The organism is Terasakiella sp. SH-1, from assembly GCF_004564135.1.
In the GTDB taxonomy this organism is placed as follows: Bacteria; Pseudomonadota; Alphaproteobacteria; order Rhodospirillales; family Terasakiellaceae; genus Terasakiella.
On record NZ_CP038255.1, the window covers coordinates 1,511,260 to 1,537,932 of the forward strand.

Here is a 26,673-nt window from a genome sequence, read left to right on the forward strand (position 1 = left end):
TTATGAGTGAACTGCAAATCCAGTCTGTCCTGCAACGTATTGCCGATGCTCTTGAGCGACAATCGCCTAAACATGTTGTTGATCATGATCTGGACCAAGCAAATGCCTATATCTGGAATGCACAAATTCAGGGCCTTCATCCTGTGCACACTGTGAATCACATTGCGCTGAATATGCTGCAAGGCATTGATTTACAAAAAGATATCTTGCTTAAAAACACACAGCAGTTTGCCGAAGGTTTCAGCGCAAATAATGCCCTTCTTTGGGGTGCACGCGGTACGGGGAAAAGCTCTATCGTCAAGGCTGTTCATGCCCATATCAATGAAAAAACGCCTGATAGTTTGATCCTCATTGAAATCCATCGTGAAGATTTATCTTCCATGCCTGATTTGCTGAAAGTCCTCAGTTCAACCCAAAAACGCTGTGTCCTTTATTGTGATGATCTATCTTTTGATGACAATGACACGTCCTACAAGTCTCTTAAAGCTGTCTTGGAAGGCGGAATCGAAGGACGCCCGGAAAATGTGATTTTCTATGCGACCTCTAATCGTCGTCACCTGATGCCACGAGATATGATTGAAAATGAACGTTCAACCGCGATCCATGCCTCAGAAGCGGTTGAAGAAAAAGTATCCCTTTCTGATCGTTTCGGGTTGTGGCTTGGGTTTCACAATATGGACCAAGAGACTTATTTTGCAGCTATTCGTGGCTATATTGAGAAATACGAACTCAATATCAGTGAAGAAAACTGGAAAGCTGAAGCCATTGAATGGACAGTAACCCGTGGCGGACGCTCAGGTCGTGTGGCGTGGCAATATATTCAGGATCTGGCCGGACGTTTAAAACAAAAAATCACCTAATCCCAAAGGACTATTTAGGAGACTTAAGCTTAACTTGTTTGGTTTGTGGCTTATACTTTTACACACTTGCTGGTTTATATCCGCTTTCCTATAAGGTCTCAAAAAAGCGGATAAGAGCAACGTGGCTATTTGGCGCATATTTATATTTGGATTTTGCTGTGTATTTTCCTTAATAGTTGGGAATACAAATGCTTATGCTTGTCCAACCTCTCCAAACAAGGTTTTGATGGTTCATTCTCAAAAAGGTGAACCTTATGATTCCTTCACACTTCCTTTTTTCAATGCATTTTTCACAGGCGCTCAAAAAGTTCGCTTTGAACATGTGGTCTTGAATAATCACGAAAAATATCTGGACCGTTATCTCGCCCAAAAGAAGCCTGCACATATCTGTGCGGTTGTTGCGGTTGGTACAGTTGCCTTGCGGGCAATTCGGGATCAAAAAATCATTCCTGATCACATTCCTGTCATTTTTGGTGCTGTAACGGACCCGATAGGTGAAAAGGTTATTTCCAGTTTTGAACAGCCCCAAAAGGGGCGTTTTACAGGCGTCGCTTTTTCCGTCCATATTAAAGACAGGCTACGCTATATGCGTAAGGTCTTTCCTCAGGCCAAAAAAATCGGTGTGATCTATACCACGATGCCCCAATCAATCAGCTTTAAGAAATGGTTGATGGCCTTAAAAGATGATCCTGAGTTTCATGATCTGGAATTCCTGTATCGTCGCGTTGGTATGCGCACACAAAAAAATGGCCCGCAAAAGATGGTTAAAGATGCCAAGCTGCCTATCCTGTCTTTAAAAGATAAGGTTGATATCTTTTTATCGCCAAGTGACCAAATGGGGATCTTGCCTGAATTTGCACAATATGTTGTTCAGTTAACCAATAAACCTGTGTTTGGCCTTGCTAAAAAAGATGTCACAGCACATAGGGCTGCTGTGGCTTCGGTTTATCCGGATATGGAGGCAAGTGGTGAAATTGCCGCAACAATGCTTCAAGGCGTTTTAGCAGGAAAACCAATCTCTGATTTCACACCAAAACGCCCTCAGTCCCTTAAAGTTTTTAACGAGCGCACAGCACGCCTGTTTAATCTGAAAAAGCCAGATTAAACATCCAGCTCACACCAGACAGGCGTGTGATCTGAAGCTTTTTCCCATCCGCGCGGTGTTTTATCAATATGGGAATCCACGAGCATATCTGCGGCATGCGGGGATAATAAAAGATGATCAATCAAAACACCGTGGTCTTTATTCCATCCCCCACCCCGGTAATCCCACCAGGAAAACTGGCCGGGTTCTGGGTGGTAAAGCTTAAATGAATTGGTCAATCCCATATTCAGGTGCTGGCGATACAGGCGTCGACCTTCTTCGCGACAAATAGCGTCCCCGCCCATTTTGGCAATATCATACACATCGCCATTATCCGGTGCGACGTTATAGTCCCCGCCCAGCACAAAAGGAATTTCTTCTGACAAAAGGTCTTTTGTCCGCTTGATCACACGTTCCATAAAGCCAAGCTTATAGGTGAATTTTTCAGAATCGACCGGATTACCATTGGGGAAATAGATCGAAGCGACACGTATCCCCCCTGTATCCGCCTCAATATATCGAGACTGAATATCCTCTTCATCACCCGGTAGCTTATCTAAAACAACGTTGATTTCCTGTTTAGAGAGAATGGCCACACCATTAAAAGATTTTTGCCCGACAAATTCTGTGTAATAGCCAAGCTCTTTCAATTCCAGTAAAGGAACGGCGTCCCCCGGTGTTTTTAATTCTTGTAAAAGTGCTACATCGGGGTCGAAATCTTTTAACCAGCGTAACAAATGTTCCCTACGGGCATTGATGCCATTTACATTCCAAGTCGCAATCTTCACGGAATTCTCCATTGAGTCTGTGTTTGGAGATAACATATACTGTCCCTATGAAGTTTCCATCATTCCTTTTCAGTTTTTTGGTCTTTTTTATCCTCGCCTCTGGGGAGCAACAGGCATGGGCGAAAAATGGCTGGCCCAAATGTCCAGAAAATGGCCGTAATGTTGAGATTTTCATGGAAACCTCTATGGGAGACCTGAAATATCATAAAGGTCTCAATTCTCGCCAGCTTTCCAAAATGCGTGGCAATGTTGGACGTCGTTTAGGCCCCATGTGGATTCCTACGGGACTTACGGTTGCTGATGAAAATTATCACCTGAAAACCGGCACAAAAATCTACCAGTTGGGCCGGGGACGCTTTTGTGCTGTTTTAGAATCTGCACAGCTGTTTATCGGCTATCGTAATATTGATGTCTATATCAGTAATAAATATCGCCAAGGGTCCTGCGAGCATGACTCCATCCTCAACCACGAAAACGTCCATGTGCAGATTTTCCGCGATACACTTTACAAACATGCTGGCGGGATTGAACGCGCCATTCGTAAAAAAGCGCCACGTATTGGGCCAGTCTATCTGCGTTCAGCCAATGCAGCAGCGAACAAGCTGCAACGTTTATTAGATGCACAAATCCGCCCACTTTTTAAACGGATGTCATCAGACATCAGCCGAAAAAATGCGCGGATTGATACGAAAGCAAACTATCGCCGTGAACAGGCCATGTGTCAGGACTGGTAATTTAAACGGAAAAACTGCTGCCACAGCCACATTCAGACGTGGCGTTAGGGTTTTTCATCTGAAAGCTTGAGCCCATTAAGTCTGTGACATAATCAAGTTCTGATCCTTCAACAAAAGGCATAGATGCCTCATCGACCAACACATCAATCTCACCAAATGTGAAAACCTGATCATCGTCTTTGACTTGATCATCCAGACTAAAGTTATAGGAAAAGCCGGAACAGCCCCCAGAAGTGATCATGATACGCAGTTTCAGGTTTGGATTTCCTTCCGATGCAATAAGCTTTTCAACCTGCTTTGCGGCATTTTCCGTTAAACCGACTTGAGACATGTGGAAACTCCATAAATAAAACTGTTTGATCCTTTATGTAATCTAACAAACAGATTTGTCAAACCCATTGCATCAAAAGCACGTCAAGGTTACCTTCTTGCCCATGAGTGAATTAATTACATTAGCCCCTTATGCCTGCCTCCCCCAAGACAGTCGTGGGCGATATCACCCGGAACCGGAAAGCACGACACGCAGCTGTCATCAACGCGACCGTGATCGCATCATCCATTCCGCGGCCTTTCGACGTCTTCAATATAAAACACAGGTTTTCGTCAACCATGAAGGTGATTTTTTCAGGACGCGCCTGACACACTCACTGGAAGTTGCCCAGATTGCCCGAACGGTTTGTCGTTATCTTGATCTCAATCAGGAACTGGCTGAATCCCTCGCCCTTGCCCACGATTTGGGTCATCCGCCCTTTGGTCATGCCGGGGAAGATGCCTTGGACGAGGCCCTAGCCCCTTACGGTGGGTTTGATCATAACGCCCAGTCCTTGCGTGTGGTCAGCGAGCTGGAACAACGCTACGCCGATTTTGACGGGCTGAACCTGACTTGGGAATGTGTGGAAGGTGTGGTCAAACATAACGGGCCGTTACGTGGTCCCAATTCCACCCACGCCAAACCTGTGCCCCAGGCCATTGTCGATTATGACGCTCATGTGGTTGACCTTGATCTTGATAATTATTCGTCACTTGAGGCCCAAATCGCAGCCCTTTCAGACGATATTGCCTATAATAACCATGACATCGATGATGCGCTTCGTGCCCGTCTTATTCGAATCGAAGACTTAAAGGATGTCCCTGTTGTGGGCGAAACCTTCCATGATGTGGCCAAACAATATCCTGATTTGGATGAATCGCGCCTGATTTATGAGGCCGTGCGCCGCCTTATTGGCGATATGGTCAACGATCTCTTGCAGGAAACCCAATCACGCATTAAAGATGCGGCACCAAAAGATGTTGGGGATATTCGCAATGCAGGCAGGGCAACGGCCAGTTTTTCTGAACGTATTCAGAAATGTGACCGGGAATTGAAAGCCTTTATGTTTGAAAATGTTTATCGTCACTACAAAATCAATCGGATGACATCTAAGGCCCGCCGGGTGGTGCAAGACCTCTTCACCCTATTTATGGCGGAACCCAATTGTCTTCCGACTGAATGGTACAAACTCACCGATGGCAAGCCTTCGGAAAAAACGGCGAAAGTCGTTGCCGATTATATTGCCGGAATTACAGATCGTTACGCGTTGGATGAACATTCCCGTTTGTTTGATGTACAGGCCAGAAACTCATGAATTTTTTTAAATCTTTTCATAACGATATTTCAGCAATCGTCACCAAGCTTTCTTCTGAAGGCAAACTACCCGAAGGTATGGACCCGTCCCGCCTGACCTGTGAGCCCCCGCGCGATGCCTCCCATGGGGATGTGGCAACAAACGCCGCCATGGTGTTGTGTAAACAAGCCAAGATGAAGCCGCGTGATTTGGCAGACATTCTGGCCGAAGAAATCAAAAACATTGACCATGTGGTTTCTGTTGATGTAGCTGGCCCCGGCTTTATCAATATCAAACTGGCAACTGAATTCTGGCACGCGCGTTTGCGTGATGTTTTGGCCGCAGGTACCAACTGGGGGGACTCAGATATGGGGTCCGGCCAGTCCATTAATGTTGAATATGTCTCTGCCAACCCGACAGGCCCCATGCATGTGGGCCATGGTCGAGGTGCCGTTGTTGGGGATGCGCTTGCTCTCTTGCTTTCAAAGGCAGGCTTTAACGTAACCAAAGAATATTATATCAATGATGCTGGGGCTCAGGTTGATGTCCTCGCCCGTTCAGCTTATCTGCGTTATCGCGAAGCCTTTGGTGAAACCATTGAAATCCCAGAAGGTCTTTACCCCGGTGACTATCTTGTCGGCGTGGGCAAGCAGCTGAAAGAGAAATTCGGTGATCAATGGCTCAATGCGGATGAAAGCGAGTGGCTGGCAGAAATCCGTCAATTCTCCATCGATGCAATGATGGGCTTGATCCGTAATGACTTGGCAGCCCTTGGTGTTCAACATGATGTATTTTCGTCTGAGCGCGAACTGGTTGAAAACGATATGGTGGGTAAAGCCATCAAATATCTTGAAGACCGCGATCTAGTGTATACAGGTGTGCTGGAACCGCCGAAAGGCAAAAAGCCCGATGATTGGGAACCACGCCCGCAATTACTGTTTAAAGCCACGGACTTTGGCGATGATGTGGATCGCCCATTGAAAAAGTCTGATGGCTCCAACACGTATTTTGCCAACGATATTGCTTATCACTTTGATAAATTCAGCCGTGGTGCTGATCAGATGATTGATATCTTTGGGGCTGATCATGGTGGCTATGTTAAACGTATGAAAGCTGCCGTAAAAGCCATGTCTGAGGGCAAAGGTGATCTGGATATCAAACTGGCCCAAATGGTCAATTTGATGGAAAATGGCGAGCCTGTGAAAATGTCAAAACGTGCAGGCACATTTGTGACCTTGCGCGATGTGATTGACAAGGTGGGTAAAGACGTTGTGCGCTTTATCATGCTGACACGAAAATCCGATGCCCAGCTGGAATTTGATTTTGCCAAGGTGGTAGAACAATCCAAAGACAACCCGGTTTTCTATGTACAATATGCCCATGCACGTTGTTATTCTGTTTTCCGCAAAAGTGCAGAAGAAATGCCGTCTGTCAGCATGGATATTGAGAACTTGAATTCTGCGGACCTGTCTTTGCTGGATGATGAATCTGAACTGGCCTTGATGCGCCTGATGGCTGAATGGCCACGCTTGGTTGAAGCCGCAGCAGAAAGTCATGAGCCCCATCGTATTACATATTTCCTTTACGATTTGGCTTCAGAATTCCATTCTCTTTGGAACAAGGGGACAGGAAATGTTCAATTGCGTTTCCTGCATTCAGATAACGAAGCCCTGACAAAATCGCGTCTTGCACTGCTGAAGGCGGTTTCTTTGGTCATTGCTTCTGGTCTGAACACATTGGGTGTAGAACCGCGTGAGGAGTTGCGTTAATGCCGCACAGGGATGATTTTGACGATGATTTGATGGATCCGTCCTCGGATGCCTATGATTACAAGCCAGTCTCAAGCGATGAAGGCGGCAAAGGAAAGGCGGTAAAACTTTTCCTTGCTGTCACGGTCATCGCCGGACTTGCAGGTGGTGCATGGTATTTTGTCGGCAATACACCACAATCAAGTGATGATATCCCTGTTGTCCGTGCTGATACGGCCCCAACAAAAGAAAAACCCAGTGATCCGGGCGGGATGAGCGTCCCTAACCGGGATAAAACGGTTTATGATCGTGTCAGTGGTGAAAATACAGAACCAAAACTGGAACGCCTCTTACCGCGTCCGGAACAACCGCTGGAAAAACCCGCGCGTGAACATGCTATTCCTGAACTCAGTGAATCCATTGATCCTGAAACTGGCATGCAAAAGGTCAGTAAAGAGCTGCCAAAGCTTGAAGCCCCGCAAACAATTGTCAAAATGCCCGACCCTAAACCGGCACCGGGGCCTGTGACATTGCAAGCGCCAAAACTGCCGGAAGTCCCGTCTGAGGAAATGGCCGAAAAGATTGCGCCACCGCCCCCTGCACCGGTTGAAGATAAAAATGCACCACGCGCTTTAACGAAACGCGAAGCCGTGGCTCCAACCCAGCAAGATAAGGATGATCTGGCTGCAAAAGTTGCAGAAGCTTTACAAGAACCTGATAAGCCGACAGAACCAGTTGCAACAGCAACCGAAGTTAAAAAAGAGCCTGTAAAGACAGCAGCGCGCGTTATGCCAAAGCCACCTGCGGTTAAGCCCCGCCCGGCAAATGCACTAAAACCTTTGGCAAAGTCTGGTTATACCTTGCAATTGCTCTCTTCTAAAAATGAAGCAGGCGTCAAGGCAACATGGCAGAGGATTAAAGCTAAAAACGCCGATATTATTGGCCGCCTTCCCGCCAATATTGTAAGGGCTGACCTTGGCCCTGCAAAGGGGATCTACTACCGCTTGCGTGTCGGGCCTGTTGAAACAGGTGATAAGGCCAAAAGCTTGTGTAGCCAACTCAAAAAACGCAAAGTGGGGTGCTTCATTGTCCGCGTACGATAACTCAAATCCACAAGCCGGTATTTTCGGCTGTGAAGGATTGGAACTGACCGATTGGGAACGTGAGTTTTTTACAGACCTGAATCCGCTGGGCTTTATTCTGTTCGCCCGTAATGTGGAAGACCCGTATCAGGTTCGTGCCCTATGCGATGATTTGCGCAGTTGTGTTTCTCATTCCGATGTACCTATCCTGATTGATCAGGAAGGTGGCCGGGTGGCCCGTCTTCGCCCGCCCCATTGGCGCGAGGCTCCAACCGCAGCTAAAATTGGTGAGCTTGCCGCCTTTAATATGGAAATGGGACTGGAAGCTGCCCACCTCAATGCCCGTCTGTTTGCTTCGGAATTATCTGATTTGGGGATCAATGTGGATTGCGCCCCTGTTTTAGATATTCCCATTGAAGGGGCTGATCCGATTATCAGTGATCGCGCTTATGCGTCACATCCAGAATTAGCAGCCATTATGGGGCGTGCCGCCTGTCGAGGGTTTATGGCTGGTGGTGTACTTCCTGTCATTAAACATATTCCGGGCCATGGCCGTGCCCTTGTCGATAGTCACAAAGCCTTGCCTGTTGTTGACGAAAGTTTTGATATTCTCGATAGCGTCGATTTCCGCCCCTTTGCTGATCTCAATGACATGCCTTGGGCGATGACGGCTCATATCGTTTATAGCGATATTGACCCCCATGCGCCGGCCACTATGTCCCCGCGCCTGATCGAAGATGTGATCCGTTCCCATATTGGCTACAACGGTGTGCTGATTTCTGACGACTTGTCCATGCATGCCCTGGAAGGCAGCTTTACAGACCGTGCAGAAACCGCTCTTGATGCGGGGTGTGACTTGGCCCTGCACTGTAACGGTAAAAAAGAAGAAATGTTGGCCGTCGCAGAAGGTCTACGCCCTCTGACAGATGAGACATATGACCGCCTGGAAGAAGGCTGGAAAATGTGTCGTGAAGGCTTTGAAGAAATTGATTTCGATCAGGCCGAAAATCGTTTTAACACCCTGATGGAACTGGTGAGCTAGCATGGATTTCGCCAACATCGGATTTATGATTTCGGTGTGGATTCTGCCCATCATCATTGCCGTGACCATTCATGAAGCCGCCCATGGTTGGGTGGCTTGGCGTTTGGGGGACCGAACCGCCTATATGCTGGGCCGTGTCACTTTTAACCCGGTCAAACATATTGATCCGTTTGGCACCTTGATTATGCCCGGCCTTATGTTGTTGATATCTGGTGGAAAGATGATGTTTGGTTATGCCAAGCCCGTTCCCATTGATATGCGTAACTTCCGCCATATTCGGCGCGATATGGTTTTGGTGGCTGCGGCGGGGCCCGGTTCAAATATCTTATTGGCCGTCCTGTCAGCACTCGCCTTTTACGCCCTGCCCTTGTTGCCGCAAGAGGTCGATGTCTGGGTGGCACATAATTTGGCGAACTCTATCCGGATCAATATTATTTTATGCGTCTTCAATCTGATTCCGTTACCTCCTCTTGATGGGGGACGTATTGCTGTAGGGATATTACCCCGCCCGCTTGCCATGCGCCTGGCTTCACTTGAACGCTATGGGATGTTGATTTTACTTGGCATGATCTTCCTTGTTCCCTACGTGGGGGGCTTGTTTGGCTATAACCTGAATATTCTGTGGTGGCTTGTAGGTATTCCCGCTGAATTCTTGACAGAACTGATTATTCAAAGCGTTGGAATTACAGGATAAACAGATGGCTAATCTGATTGACCTTGACCAGCATGAAGATGAAGACCTGCGCCCAAAGAAGCTTAAAAGCGCCCTGATCATCGACCTTGAAGGGTTTGAAGGCCCGCTTGATATCCTGCTGGAACTGGCACGTGATCAAAAAGTCGACCTGATCCATATTTCTATTTTGCAACTGGCCGATCAATATTTGCTATGGGTTGCCGAAGCGCGTCGCAAAAACCTTGAACTCGCTGCAGATTATCTGGTTATGGCTGCATGGCTTGCCTATCTGAAAAGCCGCCTTTTGATCCCTGAACAAAATGATCAGGAAGAACCCAGTGCAGAAGAAATAGCTGCTGCTCTTGCCTTTCAACTTCAACGTCTGGAATCCATGCGAAACGCAGGGGAAGCCCTGATGGAACTCAATACGTTAGGCCAGCTGATCCATAAACGTGGGCAACCGGAAAGTTTTGGGAAACTGGATGAAGTCACTTATGACGTCACACTTTATGACCTGATGAAAGCGTATGGCGACCAGATGAATAAACATGTGGACCAGACCCTTCATATTGAACCCATGGATTTATATTCCATGGATATGGCGATTGAACGATTACGCAACTTCCTTGGAAAAATCCCAGAATGGACTCAATTGGTCAATTTTCTACCCAATGATTTAAAAAACAGTCTGCATACGCGTTCAGCCATTGCTTCAACCTTTGCAGCCGCTCTTGAAATGGCGCGGGACGGTAAGTTAAAAATTCGACAAAGTGACACCTTTGGTCCGATCTATTTTCAAAGTTCTGATGAGGAACCACAATCATGAGTGCAGAGGAACAGTTCCAACAGCTTCGTTTGTTAGAAGCCGTCCTTTTCGCATCAAAGGAACCCTTGGGCGAAAAGAAACTTGCTAATTATTTTGATGAAGACGTCTCAATAAAAGAACTGTTGCGCACCCTTCAGTCAGAATATGAAATCCGTGGCGTCAACCTTGTCCATCGTGGCAATGCCTGGGCTTTTCGCACAGCCTCAGATATCGCAGAACAACTGAGTGAATATCGTGAAAATGTCAAAACCCTCTCACGTGCGGCCGTAGAAACCCTTGCGATTGTTGCGTATCACCAGCCTGTTACGCGGGCAGAAATTGAAGAGATCCGGGGGGTCTCTCTTTCCAAAGGGACGTTGGATGTTCTTTTTGAAGCCGGATGGATCAAACCACGTGGGCGACGGCGTACACCGGGGCGCCCCATGACATGGGGAACAACCGTCAATTTTCTGGATCAATTCGGCCTTGAAAAGATTGATGACCTGCCGGGGATTGAAGAGCTGAAATCAGCGGGGCTTCTGGATGCCCGCCCTGCAATCAACGCCTATACGGTACGTGGAGAAATGGAATTACCCCTTGATCACCCTGATCAAGAGCAAGACGGCATAGAAATGCCCGAACCGCTTGAAGACGATTAAAGAAAAAGCACCTTATCGGAATTAACTCTAATATATGTCGTAATTGGGCATTGCGGTGGAACAATCTTTCTGCTTATATGCTTAAAAGACATATAATTATTGTAACACGGAGAACCCTTCCCATGATGCCAAGTCTACCCCAGTTGCTTATTGTTCTGGCGATCGTTGTTGTTATTTTCGGCCTTGGTAAATTCCCGAAAATCGCAAGCGATTTGGCAAAAGGTATCAAAAGCTTCAAAAAAGGTATGAAGGACGACGAGCCTGAGGTTTCCACATCTTCAGAGCAACCTGCTTCCATTTCTAAAAGCGACGAAGCTGCAAGCACAAGCACGACAAATGCTTCTGAGAAAAAAGACGCCTGATAACATTCTACCTTTTGGACGACACAAACGATGCTTGATATCGGTTGGACCGAGATCGCCTCTATCGTCATTATTGCCATTCTTGTGATTGGCCCCAAAGACTTACCAAAAGCCATGCGTTCTGTTGCACGCATGATTGGCAAGGTCAAAGGCATGATCCGCGAATTTCAAAGCAATATTGATGATATGATCAAGGAAACAGAACTCGAAGAAGTTAAAAATCAGATTCAATCTGTACGGACAGCCGATATCAATCGCAAGATTGAAGAAACTGTTGATTCAAAGGGGGAAATCACCAAAGCGATGGACTTTTCCCAAGAGGCGGCAGACTTCAATAAATCCATGCAAGAATCATCTGATACAACGGCTAAACCCGCTGTAGAAGACAAATCAGACAAAACTGCGAAATCATAAGAGTGCCGCTGTGACCGACCCTCATTCCTCAGTAAACACAATGCCCATTATGGAGCATTTGATTGAACTGAAAAACAGGCTGACCGTTGCCATGGCTGCCCTGTTTATCGCATTTCTGGGCTGTTATTATTTTGCTGCCGATATCTATAATTTTTTGGTTGCCCCGCTTGCCCAGATTTTGACCGAGCTTGGCGGCAATCGCCGGATGATCTACACCGCGCTGCATGAAGCCTTTTTCACCCAGCTTAAAGTCTCTTTCTTTGCAGCCTTCTTGCTGGCCTTCCCGGTCATTGCCACACAATTCTGGCGCTTTTTGGCACCGGGGCTGTACAAGAATGAAAAAGCCGCCCTTGCACCTTATCTGGTCCTTTCTCCCATCCTGTTTATCATGGGCGGGGCATTGGTCTATTATTTCATTATGCCGATGGCCTGGAAGTTTTTCCTGAGCTTTGAAACCATGGGCGGTGGTGATGGAACGCTTCCCATTCAGCTTGAAGCCAAGGTCAATGAATATCTGTCACTGGTCATGAAGCTGATTTTTGCCTTTGGTATTAGCTTCCAGCTTCCACTGGTCTTGACACTTTTGGCCCGCATCGGTTTTGCAACATCACGTGGTTTAGCTGCCAAACGTAAATATGCGGTGGTTGTAACCTTTATTTTTGCCGCTTTTATGACCCCGCCGGATATTATTTCGCAAGTAGGTCTGGCAATTCCTATTCTTGTTCTGTATGAAATCTCCATCATTTCGGTTCGTGCTGTTGAGAAAAAACAAGACGACACCATTGATGAAGAAGATGAAGATGAATTTGAAGAAACCGACTTCAATATGACCTAAGGCGTACAGACCTATGTTTGATATTAAATGGATCCGTGAAAACCCTGCTGACTTTGATGCCGGAATGGCGCGCCGTGGCCTTGAGCCACAGGCTGAAAGTCTGATTGCTCTTGATAGTGAACGCCGCGACATTTTGTCTCGTTCACAAGAAGTGCAGGCAGAACGCAATAAACTGTCCAAAGAGATTGGCATTGCAAAACGCGAAGGCCGCGATGCCAGCGAGATTATGACGCAAGTTTCACAGTCCAAATCACAACAGGCTGAACTGGAAGAACAAGCAAAAGCCAAAGAAGCGGAACTGGAAAACGCTTTAATGTCTTTGCCTAATGTTCCGGCTTCTGATGTACCTGATGGTGATGATGAAGACGATAATGTGGAAATCCGCAAATGGGGCGATGTACCGTCTTTTGAGTTTGAAGCAAAAGAGCACTTCGATATTGGCGAACAACTTGGCCAAATGGATTTTGAAACAGCAGCCAAGATTTCGGGCTCGCGTTTTGTGATCTTAAGCGGGGCTTTGGCCCGTATGGAACGTGCCTTAGCCGCTTATATGCTTGATTTACACACAATGAAGCATGACTACACCGAAGTTAATCCCCCTGCCCTTGTCAAAGACAATGCCCTTTATGGTACAGGACAGTTGCCGAAATTCTCAGAAGACCTTTACCGTACAGAAGAAGGTTTTTGGATGATCCCGACAGCAGAAGTACCGCTGACAAATATGGTTGCCAACGATATTGCAGATGAATCATCCCTGCCTCGTCGTTATACGGCAATGACATGGTGCTTCCGTTCAGAAGCCGGTTCTGCGGGTAAAGACACACGCGGTATGATCCGCCAACACCAATTTTCAAAAGTGGAAATGGTGTCTGTCGTCAAACCTGATGAATCAGATGCTGAATTGGAACGCATGACAGGCTGTGCAGAAGCCGTTCTCCAAGGACTCAAGCTTCCTTATCGTGTGATTACGCTATGTACAGGTGATATGGGTTTCTCTGCACGTCGGACCTTTGATATTGAGGTTTGGCTACCTGGCCAGGACCGTTATCGTGAGATTTCATCTTGTTCCACAACAGGTGATTTTCAGGCACGTCGTATGAAAGCCCGTTTCCGTGCAGAAGGTGAGAAAAAGCCCCAGTTCGTTCATACACTGAATGGATCAGGTTTGGCTGTGGGCCGTTGCCTTGTTGCTGTATTGGAAAACTACCAACAGGCTGATGGTTCCGTCATTGTACCTGAAGTTCTTCGCCCGTATATGGGTGGGTTGGAAGTTATTACAGCAAACTAGGTTCCTGAGGCCCGTTATGATCAACCTGTCAGATGCAAGAATCCTGATCACCAACGATGATGGTATTCATGCACCGGGTTTGAAGGTACTGGAACATATTGCCAAGGCCGTTGCCAAAGAGGTTTGGGTCGTTGCCCCGGAAACGGAACAAAGTGCAACAGGCCATTCCCTTACCTTGCGACGGCCATTGCGCATTCATAAACATTCAGAATATCGCTACAGCGTCGATGGCACGCCTACCGATTGTGTCCTTCTCGCCTTAAATGAAGTCATGAAAGATAACAAGCCGGACCTTGTATTATCAGGTGTAAACCGCGGAGGGAATCTGGGAGAGGACATCACCTATTCCGGTACAGTCGCTGCGGCAATGGAAGCGACCTTACTTGGCGTACCCGCCATTGCTTTTTCCCAGTTCTTTAAAGATAAACACCCGCTGAAATGGGCAACTGCGGAAAAGCATGGCCCCGACGTCCTGCAACAACTGGTTCAAATGGGCTGGGCGGAAAATACATTGATGAATGTGAATTTCCCCGATGTGGTCAGCCAATCTGTCAAAGGTCTAAAAGCGACCAAACAGGGACGGCGAAAAATCGGTGATGATCTAGTTAAAGCCTATGACCCACGTGGTGAAGAATATTTCTGGGTTGGGGCTCTGCGTTCCGAAGATACATTCAACGAAGGCTCGGACCTTCATGCCGTAATGAATGGCTATATTTCAATTTCCCCCATTTCGTTAGATTTCACAGATTATGAGCGTCTGGAAAAAATGCAGGGGATCTTATCATGAGTATTCATGCGGAAAAAATTCGCCTTTTGATGGAACTGCGCCGCCAGGGAATTACAGACACAGCTGTGTTATCAGCCATTGAAACAATCCCGCGTGAAGCCTTTGTTTCTGAGAACTTTCATGATCAGGCGTATGATAATATTGCCCTGCCCATCGGCTATAGCCAAACCTTAAGCCAGCCTTATATCGTTGCTTTTATGAGCGAATCCCTGCAAGTGACAGATCGCCATAAGGTGCTGGAAGTGGGAACCGGATCAGGATATCAGGCTCTGGTTCTCGCCAAGCTTTGTCGCCGTCTTTACACCATTGAACGCTATAAGCCCCTGTTTGAACAGGCTGAGCAACGTTTTCACCACTTTAAACAAACCAATATTGTTGGCCGCTGTGGTGATGGCACATTGGGTTGGCCCCAACAGGCCCCGTTTGATCGTATTATGGTGACGGCTGCGGCGGCTGATGTCCCGCCAGAACTGGCCGACCAACTGGCAATTGGCGGCATTATGGTGGCCCCAATTGGCGAAGATACATCGGCACAATGGTTAATCCGCGTTACGCGAACAGAAGATGGTTTTCAAGTCGAAGAACTGGAAAAGGTCCGATTTGTGCCGCTTATCCCCGGCTTGCCAGAATAAAATTGAAACTCTTGATAGGCTTAGGCATAATCCGCCCATGAGTTCTCTCCCTAAATATATCATGACAGGCTGTTTGTTGTTGCTGGCGTCTTGTGGCGGTGTGGGTGTCCCTTATAAGGGGACGCAATCTCAAGGCGATCACAGTTCATCTCAGAACAGGAAAAGCTATGGATATGTCCCCAGTACTGTGGTCACGCAGAAAGGGGATACGGTTTGGGCAATTTCACGAAAATACGGTGTTACTGTTCGTGAGATCATTGACGAGAACAAACTCTTGCCGCCGTTTCATCTCAAAACAGGGCAGCGTATTAAATTACCACGCGGTAAAGAACATGTGGTTCAGTCCGGTGATACGCTTTATTCTGTCTCCCGCCTCTATCGCACGGATGTGTATACCCTTTCCAAAATTAACAGCCTCAAATCACCTTATGTCTTACATGTCGGTCAACGTCTAAAATTGCCGGGTGCGACAAAAACTGTTGTTGTTCAACACAGAACACCACCACAAAAACCTGTATCTCCACGCAAAAAGGCGTCGGTGACAACGACGGTGAAAAGCAGTGGACCTAAACCCCGCGTGAGCGCCGAACCAACCTACAAACCGACAAGAGTTGCAAAGGCCCAGCCACGCATCAGCCGTAAGTCTATCCCCAAACCGCCACCACGTTCAAGCAGTCGTTTTGCATGGCCTGTGGATGGACGGGTGATTTCACGCTTTGGCGCGAAACGAGATGGGCTGCGCAATGACGGGATTAATATTGCAGCCAAACGGGGAGCCCCCGTCAAAGCAGCTGAAAACGGTGTCGTTGCCTATAGTGGGAATGAATTGCGTGGTTTTGGCAATATGTTGCTAATTAAACATAGCGGCGGCTGGATTACAGCTTATGCCCATAATGAGAAACTATTGGTCAAACGCGGCCAAAAAGTGAAAAAAGGCCAAACGATTGCCAATGTGGGCAGCTCTGGCGGTGTGATCCGCCCTCAGCTTCATTTCGAGGTTCGTCGTGGTATGAACCCTGTAAACCCAAAGAAATTTCTGGGTAGTTAAAGCCCCTCATCTCCGATAATACTTTCGGAATATTCCTGCCTATGTATAATGGATATGTGCCATTTACTACATTTGGACGATTGCCAAATGGGGATACCAATTTACCCTAATAGTTGATAATCTTCTAATACGGGTGAAGGAAGAAAGGAACAGGTCATGAAAAAGATCATTTGGAATGACAAAACGTTCGATTTTGGCGACCGTATACTGAACCTACAAAACCAGCATGTGGCCGATTTGCTGAATATGATTCACCAGTCCCCTTCCCTGCTCTCTGATCGAGATTTTATTACCTCTGCATTGGAAGAACTCTTTGAATATTCGCAAGAATGTTTAGGCCATGAAGAAGATATACTGACAGAAATCAGCTGCCAATACACGCAAGAACATAAGCAGCGGAATTGGGAATTTCTGACAAACCTGTCAACCTTATCAGCAATGGCAGAAAACGGTAGCCTTGTTTTCCCAACAAAGTTTGAAGAGTTTGTTGAAGACTGGTGGGAAAATCACGTTATTCGTGAAGACCTAAAATGTCGCACCTGTATTTCAACAGGCAAACGGGGAAAATGTTCATTCCCTCAGAAAAATAATTAAGGAAGCCTCCTGTTTTTCGGAGACTTCCTTTTTCCTTACAGCCCTTCAAGCTTACTGACATCACGCACAGCACCTTTATCAGCACTTGTTGCCATTGCAGCATAGGCTTTCAACGCTGTACTGACATGACGCTCACGCGGTTTCACAGGTTTCCAGGCATCCTTGCCTTTGGCTTCCATGGCTTGGCGGCGTTTGGCAAGTTCCTCATCACTGACTTCCAGATTGATCGAACGATTCTGGATATCAATGATAACCGTATCACCTTCTTCGACAAGGCCGATGGCACCGCCATTTGCCGCTTCTGGTGAGGCATGACCGATCGACAACCCAGATGTCCCACCGGAGAAACGACCATCTGTCAGCAAGGCACATTCCTTGCCCAGCCCCATGGACTTAAGATAGCTTGTCGGATACAGCATTTCCTGCATACCCGGCCCACCTTTGGGGCCTTCGTAACGGATGATAACAATATCACCAGCCTCAATATCACCACCAAGGATACGGGAAATCCCTTCATCCTGACTTTCACAAATTTTGGCTTTGCCCGTAAATTTCCAGATGCTTTCATCCACACCCGCTGTTTTTACCACACAGCCATCTTCCGCAATATTCCCGTAAAGCACAGCCAAGCCACCATCTTTAGTGAAGGCATCTTCAACCGAACGAATAATACCGGACGAACGATCTGTACACAGTTCTTTATAACGTGCTGATTGGCTGAACGCTTCTTGTGTTGGGATACCGCCCGGTGCCGCCTTGTAAAATTCATGGGCGCTATCTGTACGGCTGACATCCCATTTATCAATGGCATCACCCAGTGTCTTTTCATGTACGGTTGAAACATCACGATGCAGCAAACCACCAGCATCGAGTTGACCCAAAATCCCGATAATACCACCAGCACGATGAACGTCTTCGATATGAACATCCGCGACATTTGGGGCCACTTTACACAGGCAAGGAACCTTGCGTGACAAACGGTCCATATCCTTCATGGTGAAATCAACACCAGCTTCCTGGGCAACAGCCAAGAGGTGAAGAACCGTATTGGTGGACCCGCCCATGGCAATATCCAGCGTCATGGCATTTTCAAAGGCTTCAAAAGTTGCAACGCCGCGTGGCAGAACACTTTCATCGCCTTCTTCATAATATTTCTTACACAGATCAACAGACAAGCGCCCGGCACGCAAGAATAATTCTTTACGATCTTCGTGTGTGGCAACGACCGTGCCATTGCCCGGTAAGGACAGACCAAGGGCTTCTGTCAGGCAGTTCATGGAGTTAGCAGTAAACATACCAGAACAGGACCCACAGGTCGGACAAGCTGAGCGTTCAATCGCATCGACTTCATCATCCGGTACATTCGGGTCAGCAGCCTTAACCATAGCATCAACCAGGTCCAGAGAATGTTCAACGTCATTGATGGTGACTTTACCCGCTTCCATCGGTCCGCCGGAAACAAAGACAGTCGGGATATTCAAACGCATAGAAGCCATGAGCATCCCCGGTGTGATCTTGTCACAGTTAGAGATACAAACCATCGCATCGGCACAGTGGGCATTGACCATATATTCAACACTATCGGCGATCAAATCACGCGACGGCAGGCTATAAAGCATCCCGTCATGGCCCATAGCAATGCCATCATCAACGGCGATGGTGTTAAACTCTTTGGCCACACCCCCAGCCTGTTCAATTTCACGTGCGACCATTTGACCCAAATCTTTAAGATGGACATGGCCCGGTACAAATTGGGTAAAAGAGTTCACAACAGCGATGATCGGTTTTTCAAAATCACCGTCTTTCATTCCAGTTGCGCGCCAAAGGCTACGCGCGCCAGCCATATTACGGCCAGCTGTTGTTGTACGCGAACGATACTCAGGCATGGTCAAATCCTTTTGGGTCTTTCAAAATAAAACGCCCCGCAATTCTATCCTGCGGGGCGACTACAATACCTATATGTCGGGCTTTTGAAAAGGTTTATACGCTAAAGGAGATAAAGTCCGGTTCAATCCCCAACGCTTGTGTTTTGTCCTGATGGTCAAACACCACAAGAAGTGTTGTTAATTGATGGGATTGTCCCAGCGTCACTTCACTGACAAGATCACTACAGACCATTAAAATTCGCCGGCGCGAGGCCAGTGGGAATTTTTCATCTAACTTTGCCAGATCACTTCGTTGCAGAATACGTTCAGGTGTAAAAGAGAGCCCATGATGGTTCATCTTTGCCGTTGTCTCTTCACGGCTACACCGTTCATCCACACTAAAAACGGCCAGCTTTTTACCCATTTGTCGAAGTTGTGGTACAACAACGGCCCCGGAAGGTAATGTAAAGCCATCTTTAATCAGAGTATTTTCAGCACTGAACAAGACCACATCAAATTTATCAGCAATATCCAGAATGCCATTTATTTTTTCGGTATCTGCCTGATACCCGTTAAAAAGCGAATTTGTCGGCCCAAAATCAATATTTCGGGGCCTAAACTCTACCCTAAACGCCATATAAGCCTCCATCCACTAAGCCGACCTCTTAAGTGGGGAGTCAAAATCAGATTTCAAATCTTTTTTTATTATTTTTTGGAAACAGCTTTTCCCACAGCACCAACGGCCTTTTCCAAATCTTTGGCTTTGTCCTTAAGCTCTTTTTCCATTTGCTTAATCTGGCGGTCCAAAGCCACGGCGTTGTTATACATGCGCTCACGTTTTTTCGCTTTTGCCTTTTTCCACATTTTACGGGTCATCCACTCCCCGGCATGGGCAAGAATCAAAATACCTGCGATCAAGCAGACCATTCCCGCCAGCATATAATCAATGCGCCCAAAAGCCGCAGCAACACCCCAAAAACCAATTGTGGCGAGGCTGGAGCCAAAAATAAACAGCATGCGTCGACTGACCTGATTATCATCATATTGAGTTTTTTGATAATCACGCATGGAATTGGCAATCTCACTGCGAGCAAGCTGCTGCCACTTGTTAAAATTCATTCCCTTAAAAGGTTGACGATTTTCCCGAATAAAAAGTTCAAGTCGCTTCACAATATATTCGGCGCGTTCTTCTGGTGTTGGTTCGTGCTTGCCCATTGTTCTTAGTCTTTAATAGCTGTAACGAAAAAAGCCTTACCAAAACAGGTAAGGCTTTCATCATATAAGTGAAATCACAAAGAATCTGTTAAAGCGCAGAAACGAGACGTTCCAAAGCGGCTTTAAACTTATCATTTTTCTCAGTCAGTTCCGTCACTTTCGTGCGCTCGGTTGCGACAACCTCAGCCGGTGCATTATTGACGAACTTCTCATTTGAAAGTTTCTTCTGCTTACCCATGATGATCTTATCAAGGTTGGCAATTTCTTTTTCCAAACGCGCTTTTTCCGCTTCGACATCCATGTGATCAACCACATTGATGAAGACTGTAGATTCAGCCACAACTTCCTGAACACAGCCCTGTGCCACAGCCTGTTCAACCAGATCAACCTTTTCAAGACGTGCCATGCGCAGGATCAAATCCATATTGCGCTCCAGGCGTTGCGCTGTTTTCTCACTCGCACCTTCAAGATACACATCCAGTTTCACACTGCCCGGTACATTCAGTTCTGAACGCGCCGTACGGATTGTAGAAATCAATTGAACCAGCCAATCCATTTCTTCGTTGGCATCCTGATCATCCAACAGCTTTTGGGGCCACGATGCGCTGATGAGCTGCATATCACGTTCATCAGCCATGGATTCCCACAGCTCTTCCGTAATGTAAGGCATAATCGGGTGAAGCACATGAAGGATTTGATCCAGAACCCAAGCCGTTGTCGCTTTGGTTTCTTCAATTGCCCCTTGATCTTCCCCATTCAAGATCGGCTTGGTGAATTCCAGATACCAGTCACAGAATGTCCCCCAGGCAAAGCCATAAATAGCATTTGCAGACTCGTTAAAACGATAATCATCAATATGGCGCCCCACTTCTGCGGCCACTTCACCGACTTTGCCGACAATCCAGCGGTTCACAGGATGTTTAACGGAAGCTGCATCAAAATCGGCAACAGGCTTACAGCCATTCATCTGGCAAAAACGTGCGGCATTCCATAGTTTCGTTGCAAAGTTACGATAGCCCTCAACCCGGCTTGTTGCCAGCTTGATATCGCGCCCCTGTGCAGCCATGGCTGTCAGGGTAAAGCGCATCGCATCTGCACCGTATTCATCAATCAAGTCCAGTGGATCAATCACATTGCCTTTGGACTTAGACATTTTAGCGCCATGCTCATCACGCACAAGGGCATGAATGTAGATATCTTTAAACGGCACCTCACCCATAAAGTGGATCCCCATCATCATCATGCGGGCAACCCAGAAGAAGATGATGTCAAACCCAGTCACCAACACATCTGTTGTATAATAATTTTCCAGCTCCGGCGTCTTTTCCGGCCAGCCTAGTGTTGAAAACGGCCATAATGCAGAAGAGAACCAGGTATCAAGCACGTCGGTTTCACGGGTCAGTTTCACCCCCTCACCTGCGGCAGCTTGTGCCTCTTCTTCGGTCATTTCCACATAAACATTGCCGTCTTCATCGAACCATGCCGGGATTTGATGGCCCCACCAGATTTGACGGGAAATACACCAGGGCTGGATATTGCGCATCCATTCATAATAAGTGTTTTCCCATTGCTTCGGGACAAAGCGTGTCTTACCTGTTTCAACAGCTTCCAGTGCTGGCTTTGCCAACACATCAGCCTTCACAAACCACTGGTCTGTCAGCCACGGTTCAATAACAACACCGGAGCGATCCCCATAAGGAACAGTCATCGGGTTATCTTCAATTTTGACAAGAAGACCGAGTTCTTCCATCTCAGCAACAATTTTGTCGCGGGCCTGAAAACGTTCCATGCCCTGATATTTTTCAGGCACATTTTCATTCAGGTCGGCATTGATATCAAGAACGTTGATAATTTCCAAATCACAACGCTTACCCACTTCATAGTCATTGAAGTCATGACCCGGTGTGATTTTCACCGCACCAGACCCTTTTTCAGGGTCCGCATATTCGTCAGCCACAATTGGAATCGGACGATTAACGATCGGCAGGATCACATTTTTACCAATAAGGTCCTTGTAGCGTTCGTCATCAGGATGGACCGCAACACCGGTATCACCCAGCATGGTTTCCGGGCGTGTGGTGCCCACCATGATGAACTTGCCCTCTTCGCCTTCAATCGGATAATTGAAGTACCACATCTTCCCGTTGGTTTCGCGCTGTTCAACTTCAAGGTCAGAAATCGCTGTATGCAGTTTCGGGTCCCAGTTCACCAGTTTTTTGTCACGATAGATCAGGTCTTCTTTATAAAGCTGAACGAAAACTTTGCGCACAGCTTCAGACAAACCTTCATCCATTGTGAAACGTTCTTTTGCCCAATCAGCCGACGCACCCAGACGGCGCAACTGATTGACAATCGTTCCACCGGATTCTTCTTTCCATTCCCAGATTTTATCGATGAATTTGTCACGGCCTAAATCATGACGGGTCACACCCTCACCTTCCAGGCGACGTTCAACAACCATCTGTGTTGCAATACCAGCGTGGTCAGTACCTGGTTGCCACAGAGAATCTTTCCCCTTCATTCGGTTATAACGAATAAGGATATCCTGCAAGGTAAACGTCAAAGCATGACCCATGTGAAGGCTGCCTGTCACATTTGGCGGTGGCATCATGATCGTGTAAGGGTCTTTGCCTGTTTCATGATTGGCTGCGAATGCGTTGTTATCTTCCCAAAGCTTATAGTGTTTCGCTTCGACTGCACCGGGGTTGAATGTCTTGTCCAGCATAGATGACGGCCTTCTTTAGGTAATGAATATCTAGGATCAGAACCTATTCACTTATTGGGTTTGGTTTGTAAAAATGCCGTAAGGTAAGGAAATGACTTGCAGGGAGAGTATTCTCTTTCAAGCGTCATTGACGTAGCCTTTGCGTTATTTTTAGCTCAGCCAAATTCATTAAATGAATAGATTCTGACCCTAGGCCATTTAATAAACGCCAAAACGCCCGAGGACAACCCCGGGCGTTTGGTTTTTAGCAATCAACGCGTTTTTTAGTCTTCCAGACGTTCTGCGCGGTTGATCATGATGTCGATTTCTTTCTTCACCAAGCGCTCAATCAGATATGGCAGGTTACGATCCAGCCATTCTTTCAAAAGCGGGCGCAGCATTTCACGTGTCAAACCTTCCAGCGTGATATCACGTGTCCCCACAGCAACGTCGCGCTGATCCAGAATGGCTTTTGCCAGTTCTGACAACACATCGGTTGATGCATCTGCGGTTGGAGGTGAGACGATTCGATCTGCAACAGCAGATGCTGTAACAGGTGTTGGTTCCGGCTCAAACACAGGTTCCGGTTCGTCAATCATCATATCCGATGTCAGATCAAGGATATCATCATCAATATCCAAATCTTCGACGATTGGCTCTGGTTCGGGTTCCGGCTCGGGCTCAAACACAGGTTCCGGTTCTGGCTCAGGCTCGGGTTCTTCTAACTCAATGACAGGCTCGGGCTCGGGCTCAGGCATTGGTTCCGGTTCGGGTTCCGGCTCAGGAATCGGTTCAGGTTCGGGCTCCGGCTCTGGTTCAGGTTCGGGCTCCGGCTCCGGCTCTGGTTCAGGCATTGGTTCAGGTTCGGGTTCCGGCTCAGGCTCGGGCATTGGTTCTGGTTCGGGCTCAGGAGCAGGTTCTGGAGCAGCAGCAGCTTCAGTTGCAGCACCCTCTTCTTCCTCATCTTCAGACAGAATGCGCCTGATAGAGGCAAGAATGTCCTCCATTGACGGTTCTGCGCCGTCTTCTGCTGCTTCTGTATTTTCTTCACTCATATCTACAACACCCGAATTAAAAGTGTAAAAATCAAAAATCTTACGATTTATAGACTATTTTACACGTCTTCACCTTAATTAATCGTTATCTACTTTTTCCATGTCGTCAATATCGCCGACGGAAGAAGTACCAATCCATGCATCACGAACTTCATCGTAATGAACTGTTGGATCATAAACCCCTGTATCCAAAGCAAGCTTCTCAGCAGTTAGATCGCCCAAAGCCTGCTTAAGTTCATACACAGCAACCAGCTCATCACGTTGCGCACGAACAAGGCTTACTTTTGCATCCAGCAATTCCTGTTCGGCATCAAGAACATCAAGAACGGTCCGTGAGCCAACAGAGGCTTCACGCTGCACACCATCCAAAGCAACTTCCGCTGCACGAATCTGCGCCAGGAAAGACTGGATACGCGCTCGCGCTGTTACAAGCCCTTCCCACCCCGTTTTGGCACTTTCAACCACATTACGGCGGGCTTGTTCCATATCCATACGTTTTTCAGCCGCAGTTTGCTTGGCTTCACGCACCTGTGAATACACACTGCCCTGTTGATAAAACGGTACAGAAAGAGTCAGGCCGATTCTAGCCGTATCAGAACGACTACCAATGCTTGATGACTCCAACGCCGTCTCATGGCTTGCAACCAGATTCAATTCAGGCAAAAGCTTACCTGCTGTTTCCTTAATATTTTCCATTGCCGCTTTTTCATCCTGAAGAGCCGCCAACAATGTGGGGTTATTTTTCAGGGCGCGATCAATGGCTTCTTCAATCGTATTTGGAATATCGCTTGGCAAAGGTGATGGAAGCGGCTTGGTTGCCACCTCACCAATCACATTTTCATAAACAGCACGTGCAGCTTCCAAATCCCCTTCGGACTGAATGCGATCAGCTGTTGATTTTGCAAAACGGGCTTTGGCCTGACTGACATCCGTACGGGTCAGTTCACCGACTTCAAAGCGGTCTGTTGTTGCTTCAAACTGGCGGCGCAAAACCTGTTCGTTGTTTTTATTCAATTCCAAAACAGCAATGTCGCGCACAATGTTGGAATAAGCTGTTACCGCATCAAACAGAACCGTTTGTTCCGTTTCCAGCAGGTTATAGCGCGCGGCCATTACGTTGGCTTCGGCCTCATCTGTCGCAGCGATTGTCTGAAAACCACGAAAAATTGGTTGTGTCACACTAAAGGTACTGGACAGCGGTGTGAGTGTTTGTTTGCGCTGATCACCAATTCTTGCGTTATTTTCATTTTGTGAACGATAAGCTGAACCCGACCAGGAAACATCCGGGCGCCAATTCGCCAAAGCTTGCGACACCCCCTCATCCGTTGCGCGCACACTTGCACGTTCTGAATTCAGAGACGGATTGTTGAGATAAGCTTTAACAAGCGCTTCTCGTAGGGTTTCTGCATTCGCTTGAGTACTGAGCGTCAATGCTCCAAGCGCAACGCCTACCAGAAAGTTTTTTCTCAAATTCATTAGATTTCTCATATCACTCACACAATTTTTGCACAGTCTAACCATCTGCTTTTCAAAACGCAAAGGATTCAGACACTTGTAACCAAATGTTTTTTAACAGAATTTTCTAAACTTTTTATTTACAGCTAAATTGAGGGGATAAAAGTGAAGTAATTCACGTTTATTTTTTTTAATCGGAAAACTGAAAACGCCTAGCACCTAAAAACACAGATGCAATCTTATTTAATATTTTCAAATACTTAAAAGGAGAATCCCTTTTCAACCTCAAAACCGGGCAGTCGAGCTACACCAGCTTCAAGAACATCACGTTTCGAAAAAAACTCATCACGTCTTGTATACACACTCACTGTAGACAAGATGGAATCACCTGCAACCATACAGATCAATCGACCACCATCAGCAAGCTGTTGTTTAATCGAATCTGGAATTTCAGAAACAGAACCATTAAAGAAAATGACATTATACGGGGCCTGCTTGGCGACACCATCAGACAAACGCCCCGTGACCACAACAGCATTGTCAATCCCAAGACTATTTAAGGTTTCCGTTGCCTGATGAGCGAGCTTTTCATCAGATTCCAAAGCCACAACCGTACTGACCACTTTTGCCAACACCGCCGTTGAATAGCCTGTATTGCAACCGATGTCTAAAACGATGTCATCGTTCTGAAGTTCCGCAACTTCCAACATTCGGGCCATAACCATCGGTTCCAATATGAATCGCCCTTTTGCCACTTCGATTGCATCATCAATATAGGCAACACCTTTTTTTGCATTGGGAACAAACGCTTCACGCGGCACTTCACCCATTGCCTCCAAAACATAAGGGTCTGTTACCCGGTTTGTCTTGATCTGCCCTTCAATCATATTAAATCGTGAAAGCGCGTAATCCATAATGTCCCTCCTGCAATCAAGGAACTAAAACCATAACATGCCATCCATCGGAAATGAAAACATATATATCATCTGTTCTTTTTCACCTTCCCTACCCTAAAAAGAGGGGAACTCTCTTTCCCATAAAAACCCAAGTTTTTGGCCCTAAACGCAAAAAATTCAAAAAAAAATAAAAAAACCCATTGACCCGAGAGTGCCATCCGACTAATTTCCGGTCCGCCGATGGTTACAGCCAACAGCTTCTAATGTGATTGGGCGCGGTGGTAGAGTGGTTATGCAGCGGATTGCAAATCCGTGAACAGCGGTTCGAATCCGCTCCGCGCCTCCACATTTTCGCTAATCCGCCTTAGTTCAGTTGGTAGAACGGTGGACTGTTAATCCATATGTCGCTGGTTCGAGCCCAGCAGGCGGAGCCAATAGAGTGTT

27 protein-coding genes and 2 tRNA genes are annotated in these 26,673 nt (G+C 47.0%); 20 read left to right on the forward strand and 9 right to left on the reverse strand.

The window, feature by feature from the left end:
- Positions 1–2: 2 nt before the first annotated feature.
- Both E4K71_RS07160 and E4K71_RS07165 read left to right on the forward strand, forming a co-directional pair.
- Entirely contained in the window at positions 3–860 is an 858-nt protein-coding gene (locus E4K71_RS07160) for an ATP-binding protein (protein ID WP_135078118.1), read from the forward strand.
- Positions 861–1,086: 226 nt separating this feature from the next.
- Entirely contained in the window at positions 1,087–1,965 is an 879-nt protein-coding gene (locus tag E4K71_RS07165; RefSeq protein ID WP_135078120.1) for an ABC transporter substrate binding protein, read from the forward strand.
- Here E4K71_RS07165 and xth read toward each other — a convergent pair.
- Positions 1,962–2,732, reverse strand: coding sequence for an exodeoxyribonuclease III (gene xth, locus E4K71_RS07170; RefSeq protein WP_135078122.1), 771 nt, complete (start codon positions 2,730–2,732; stop codon positions 1,962–1,964). The two genes, E4K71_RS07165 and xth, sit on opposite strands and share 4 nt — an antisense overlap.
- Positions 2,733–2,779: 47 nt before the next feature.
- On the opposite strand from xth, the gene E4K71_RS07175 reads away from it, so the two are divergent.
- Positions 2,780–3,466 carry a hypothetical protein gene (locus E4K71_RS07175; protein WP_135078124.1) on the forward strand — a complete coding sequence of 229 codons (687 nt, stop codon included), beginning with the start codon at positions 2,780–2,782 and terminating at the stop codon, positions 3,464–3,466.
- 1 nt (position 3,467) lies between these two features.
- Here the strand turns inward: E4K71_RS07175 and erpA are convergent, their stop codons facing one another.
- On the reverse strand, positions 3,468–3,797 hold the full coding sequence (gene erpA, locus E4K71_RS07180) for an iron-sulfur cluster insertion protein ErpA (RefSeq protein ID WP_135078127.1): 330 nt from the start codon (positions 3,795–3,797) through the stop codon (positions 3,468–3,470).
- Positions 3,798–3,900: 103 nt separating this feature from the next.
- Here erpA and E4K71_RS07185 point away from each other — a divergent pair, with 103 nt between their 5' ends.
- The 15 genes from E4K71_RS07185 to E4K71_RS07255 all read left to right on the forward strand — a co-directional run bounded on the left by E4K71_RS07185 (position 3,901) and on the right by E4K71_RS07255 (position 17,039).
- Complete coding sequence (locus E4K71_RS07185) at positions 3,901–5,091, forward strand: deoxyguanosinetriphosphate triphosphohydrolase (protein WP_135078129.1); 1,191 nt, start codon at positions 3,901–3,903, stop codon at positions 5,089–5,091.
- A complete protein-coding gene (argS, locus tag E4K71_RS07190) occupies positions 5,088–6,839 on the forward strand; it encodes an arginine--tRNA ligase (RefSeq protein WP_135078131.1) in 1,752 nt (583 codons plus the stop codon). The genes E4K71_RS07185 and argS overlap by 4 nt, the downstream gene beginning before the upstream one ends.
- The gene (locus tag E4K71_RS07195; protein WP_135078133.1) at positions 6,839–7,921 is read left to right on the forward strand and encodes an SPOR domain-containing protein; all 1,083 of its coding nucleotides are present in this window, start codon (positions 6,839–6,841) and stop codon (positions 7,919–7,921) included. Before argS ends, E4K71_RS07195 begins: the two co-directional genes overlap by 1 nt.
- Entirely contained in the window at positions 7,905–8,942 is a 1,038-nt protein-coding gene (gene nagZ / locus E4K71_RS07200) for a beta-N-acetylhexosaminidase (protein ID WP_135078135.1), read from the forward strand. The genes E4K71_RS07195 and nagZ overlap by 17 nt, the downstream gene beginning before the upstream one ends.
- Position 8,943: 1 nt before the next feature.
- Positions 8,944–9,636 (forward strand): site-2 protease family protein, encoded by a 693-nt coding sequence (locus E4K71_RS07205; protein ID WP_135078137.1) that lies wholly within the window; start codon positions 8,944–8,946, stop codon positions 9,634–9,636.
- Between the two features lie 4 nt (positions 9,637–9,640).
- Entirely contained in the window at positions 9,641–10,441 is an 801-nt protein-coding gene (locus tag E4K71_RS07210) for a ScpA family protein (RefSeq protein ID WP_135078139.1), read from the forward strand.
- Entirely contained in the window at positions 10,438–11,079 is a 642-nt protein-coding gene (gene scpB, locus E4K71_RS07215; RefSeq protein WP_135078141.1) for an SMC-Scp complex subunit ScpB, read from the forward strand. Before E4K71_RS07210 ends, scpB begins: the two co-directional genes overlap by 4 nt.
- Before the next feature lie 122 nt (positions 11,080–11,201).
- Positions 11,202–11,441, forward strand: a complete 240-nt coding sequence (gene tatA, locus E4K71_RS07220; protein ID WP_135078143.1) for a twin-arginine translocase TatA/TatE family subunit — start codon at positions 11,202–11,204, stop codon at positions 11,439–11,441.
- A gap of 30 nt (positions 11,442–11,471) precedes the next feature.
- A complete protein-coding gene (tatB, locus tag E4K71_RS07225) occupies positions 11,472–11,855 on the forward strand; it encodes a Sec-independent protein translocase protein TatB (RefSeq protein WP_135078145.1) in 384 nt (127 codons plus the stop codon).
- Between the two features lie 10 nt (positions 11,856–11,865).
- Positions 11,866–12,690: a twin-arginine translocase subunit TatC gene (gene tatC / locus E4K71_RS07230; protein WP_240796890.1), complete on the forward strand. Its 825-nt coding sequence runs from the start codon at positions 11,866–11,868 to the stop codon at positions 12,688–12,690.
- Between the two features lie 13 nt (positions 12,691–12,703).
- Positions 12,704–13,978: a serine--tRNA ligase gene (serS, locus tag E4K71_RS07235; protein ID WP_135078147.1), complete on the forward strand. Its 1,275-nt coding sequence runs from the start codon at positions 12,704–12,706 to the stop codon at positions 13,976–13,978.
- 16 nt (positions 13,979–13,994) lie between these two features.
- On the forward strand, positions 13,995–14,765 hold the full coding sequence (gene surE, locus E4K71_RS07240; protein ID WP_135078149.1) for a 5'/3'-nucleotidase SurE: 771 nt from the start codon (positions 13,995–13,997) through the stop codon (positions 14,763–14,765).
- Positions 14,762–15,397: a protein-L-isoaspartate(D-aspartate) O-methyltransferase gene (locus tag E4K71_RS07245; RefSeq protein ID WP_135078151.1), complete on the forward strand. Its 636-nt coding sequence runs from the start codon at positions 14,762–14,764 to the stop codon at positions 15,395–15,397. The genes surE and E4K71_RS07245 overlap by 4 nt, the downstream gene beginning before the upstream one ends.
- 37 nt (positions 15,398–15,434) lie before the next feature.
- Positions 15,435–16,445 carry a LysM peptidoglycan-binding domain-containing M23 family metallopeptidase gene (locus E4K71_RS07250; RefSeq protein WP_167730341.1) on the forward strand — a complete coding sequence of 337 codons (1,011 nt, stop codon included), beginning with the start codon at positions 15,435–15,437 and terminating at the stop codon, positions 16,443–16,445.
- 156 nt (positions 16,446–16,601) lie between these two features.
- A complete protein-coding gene (locus tag E4K71_RS07255; protein ID WP_135078154.1) occupies positions 16,602–17,039 on the forward strand; it encodes a hemerythrin family protein in 438 nt (145 codons plus the stop codon).
- A 35-nt stretch (positions 17,040–17,074) separates the two neighbouring features.
- On the opposite strand, the gene ilvD is transcribed toward E4K71_RS07255, so the two are convergent.
- From ilvD to E4K71_RS07290, 7 genes are all read right to left on the reverse strand, one after another.
- Positions 17,075–18,925, reverse strand: coding sequence for a dihydroxy-acid dehydratase (gene ilvD, locus E4K71_RS07260; protein WP_135078156.1), 1,851 nt, complete (start codon positions 18,923–18,925; stop codon positions 17,075–17,077).
- 94 nt (positions 18,926–19,019) lie between these two features.
- A complete protein-coding gene (locus E4K71_RS07265) occupies positions 19,020–19,541 on the reverse strand; it encodes a hypothetical protein (RefSeq protein WP_135078158.1) in 522 nt (173 codons plus the stop codon).
- Between the two features lie 68 nt (positions 19,542–19,609).
- Positions 19,610–20,119: a hypothetical protein gene (locus E4K71_RS07270; protein WP_135078160.1), complete on the reverse strand. Its 510-nt coding sequence runs from the start codon at positions 20,117–20,119 to the stop codon at positions 19,610–19,612.
- 88 nt (positions 20,120–20,207) lie between these two features.
- Positions 20,208–22,844 (reverse strand): valine--tRNA ligase, encoded by a 2,637-nt coding sequence (locus E4K71_RS07275; RefSeq protein ID WP_135078162.1) that lies wholly within the window; start codon positions 22,842–22,844, stop codon positions 20,208–20,210.
- 263 nt (positions 22,845–23,107) lie between these two features.
- Positions 23,108–23,878: a DUF2497 domain-containing protein gene (locus E4K71_RS07280; protein WP_240796891.1), complete on the reverse strand. Its 771-nt coding sequence runs from the start codon at positions 23,876–23,878 to the stop codon at positions 23,108–23,110.
- Between the two features lie 78 nt (positions 23,879–23,956).
- A complete protein-coding gene (locus E4K71_RS07285) occupies positions 23,957–25,354 on the reverse strand; it encodes a TolC family outer membrane protein (RefSeq protein WP_135078164.1) in 1,398 nt (465 codons plus the stop codon).
- Between the two features lie 239 nt (positions 25,355–25,593).
- Positions 25,594–26,247: a protein-L-isoaspartate O-methyltransferase gene (locus tag E4K71_RS07290; protein WP_206201965.1), complete on the reverse strand. Its 654-nt coding sequence runs from the start codon at positions 26,245–26,247 to the stop codon at positions 25,594–25,596.
- Positions 26,248–26,501: 254 nt separating this feature from the next.
- Between E4K71_RS07290 and E4K71_RS07295 the strand changes: the two genes are divergently transcribed.
- Positions 26,502–26,575 (forward strand) — tRNA-Cys (locus E4K71_RS07295).
- 12 nt (positions 26,576–26,587) lie between these two features.
- A tRNA-Asn gene (locus E4K71_RS07300) sits at positions 26,588–26,663 on the forward strand.
- Positions 26,664–26,673 lie beyond the last annotated feature (10 nt).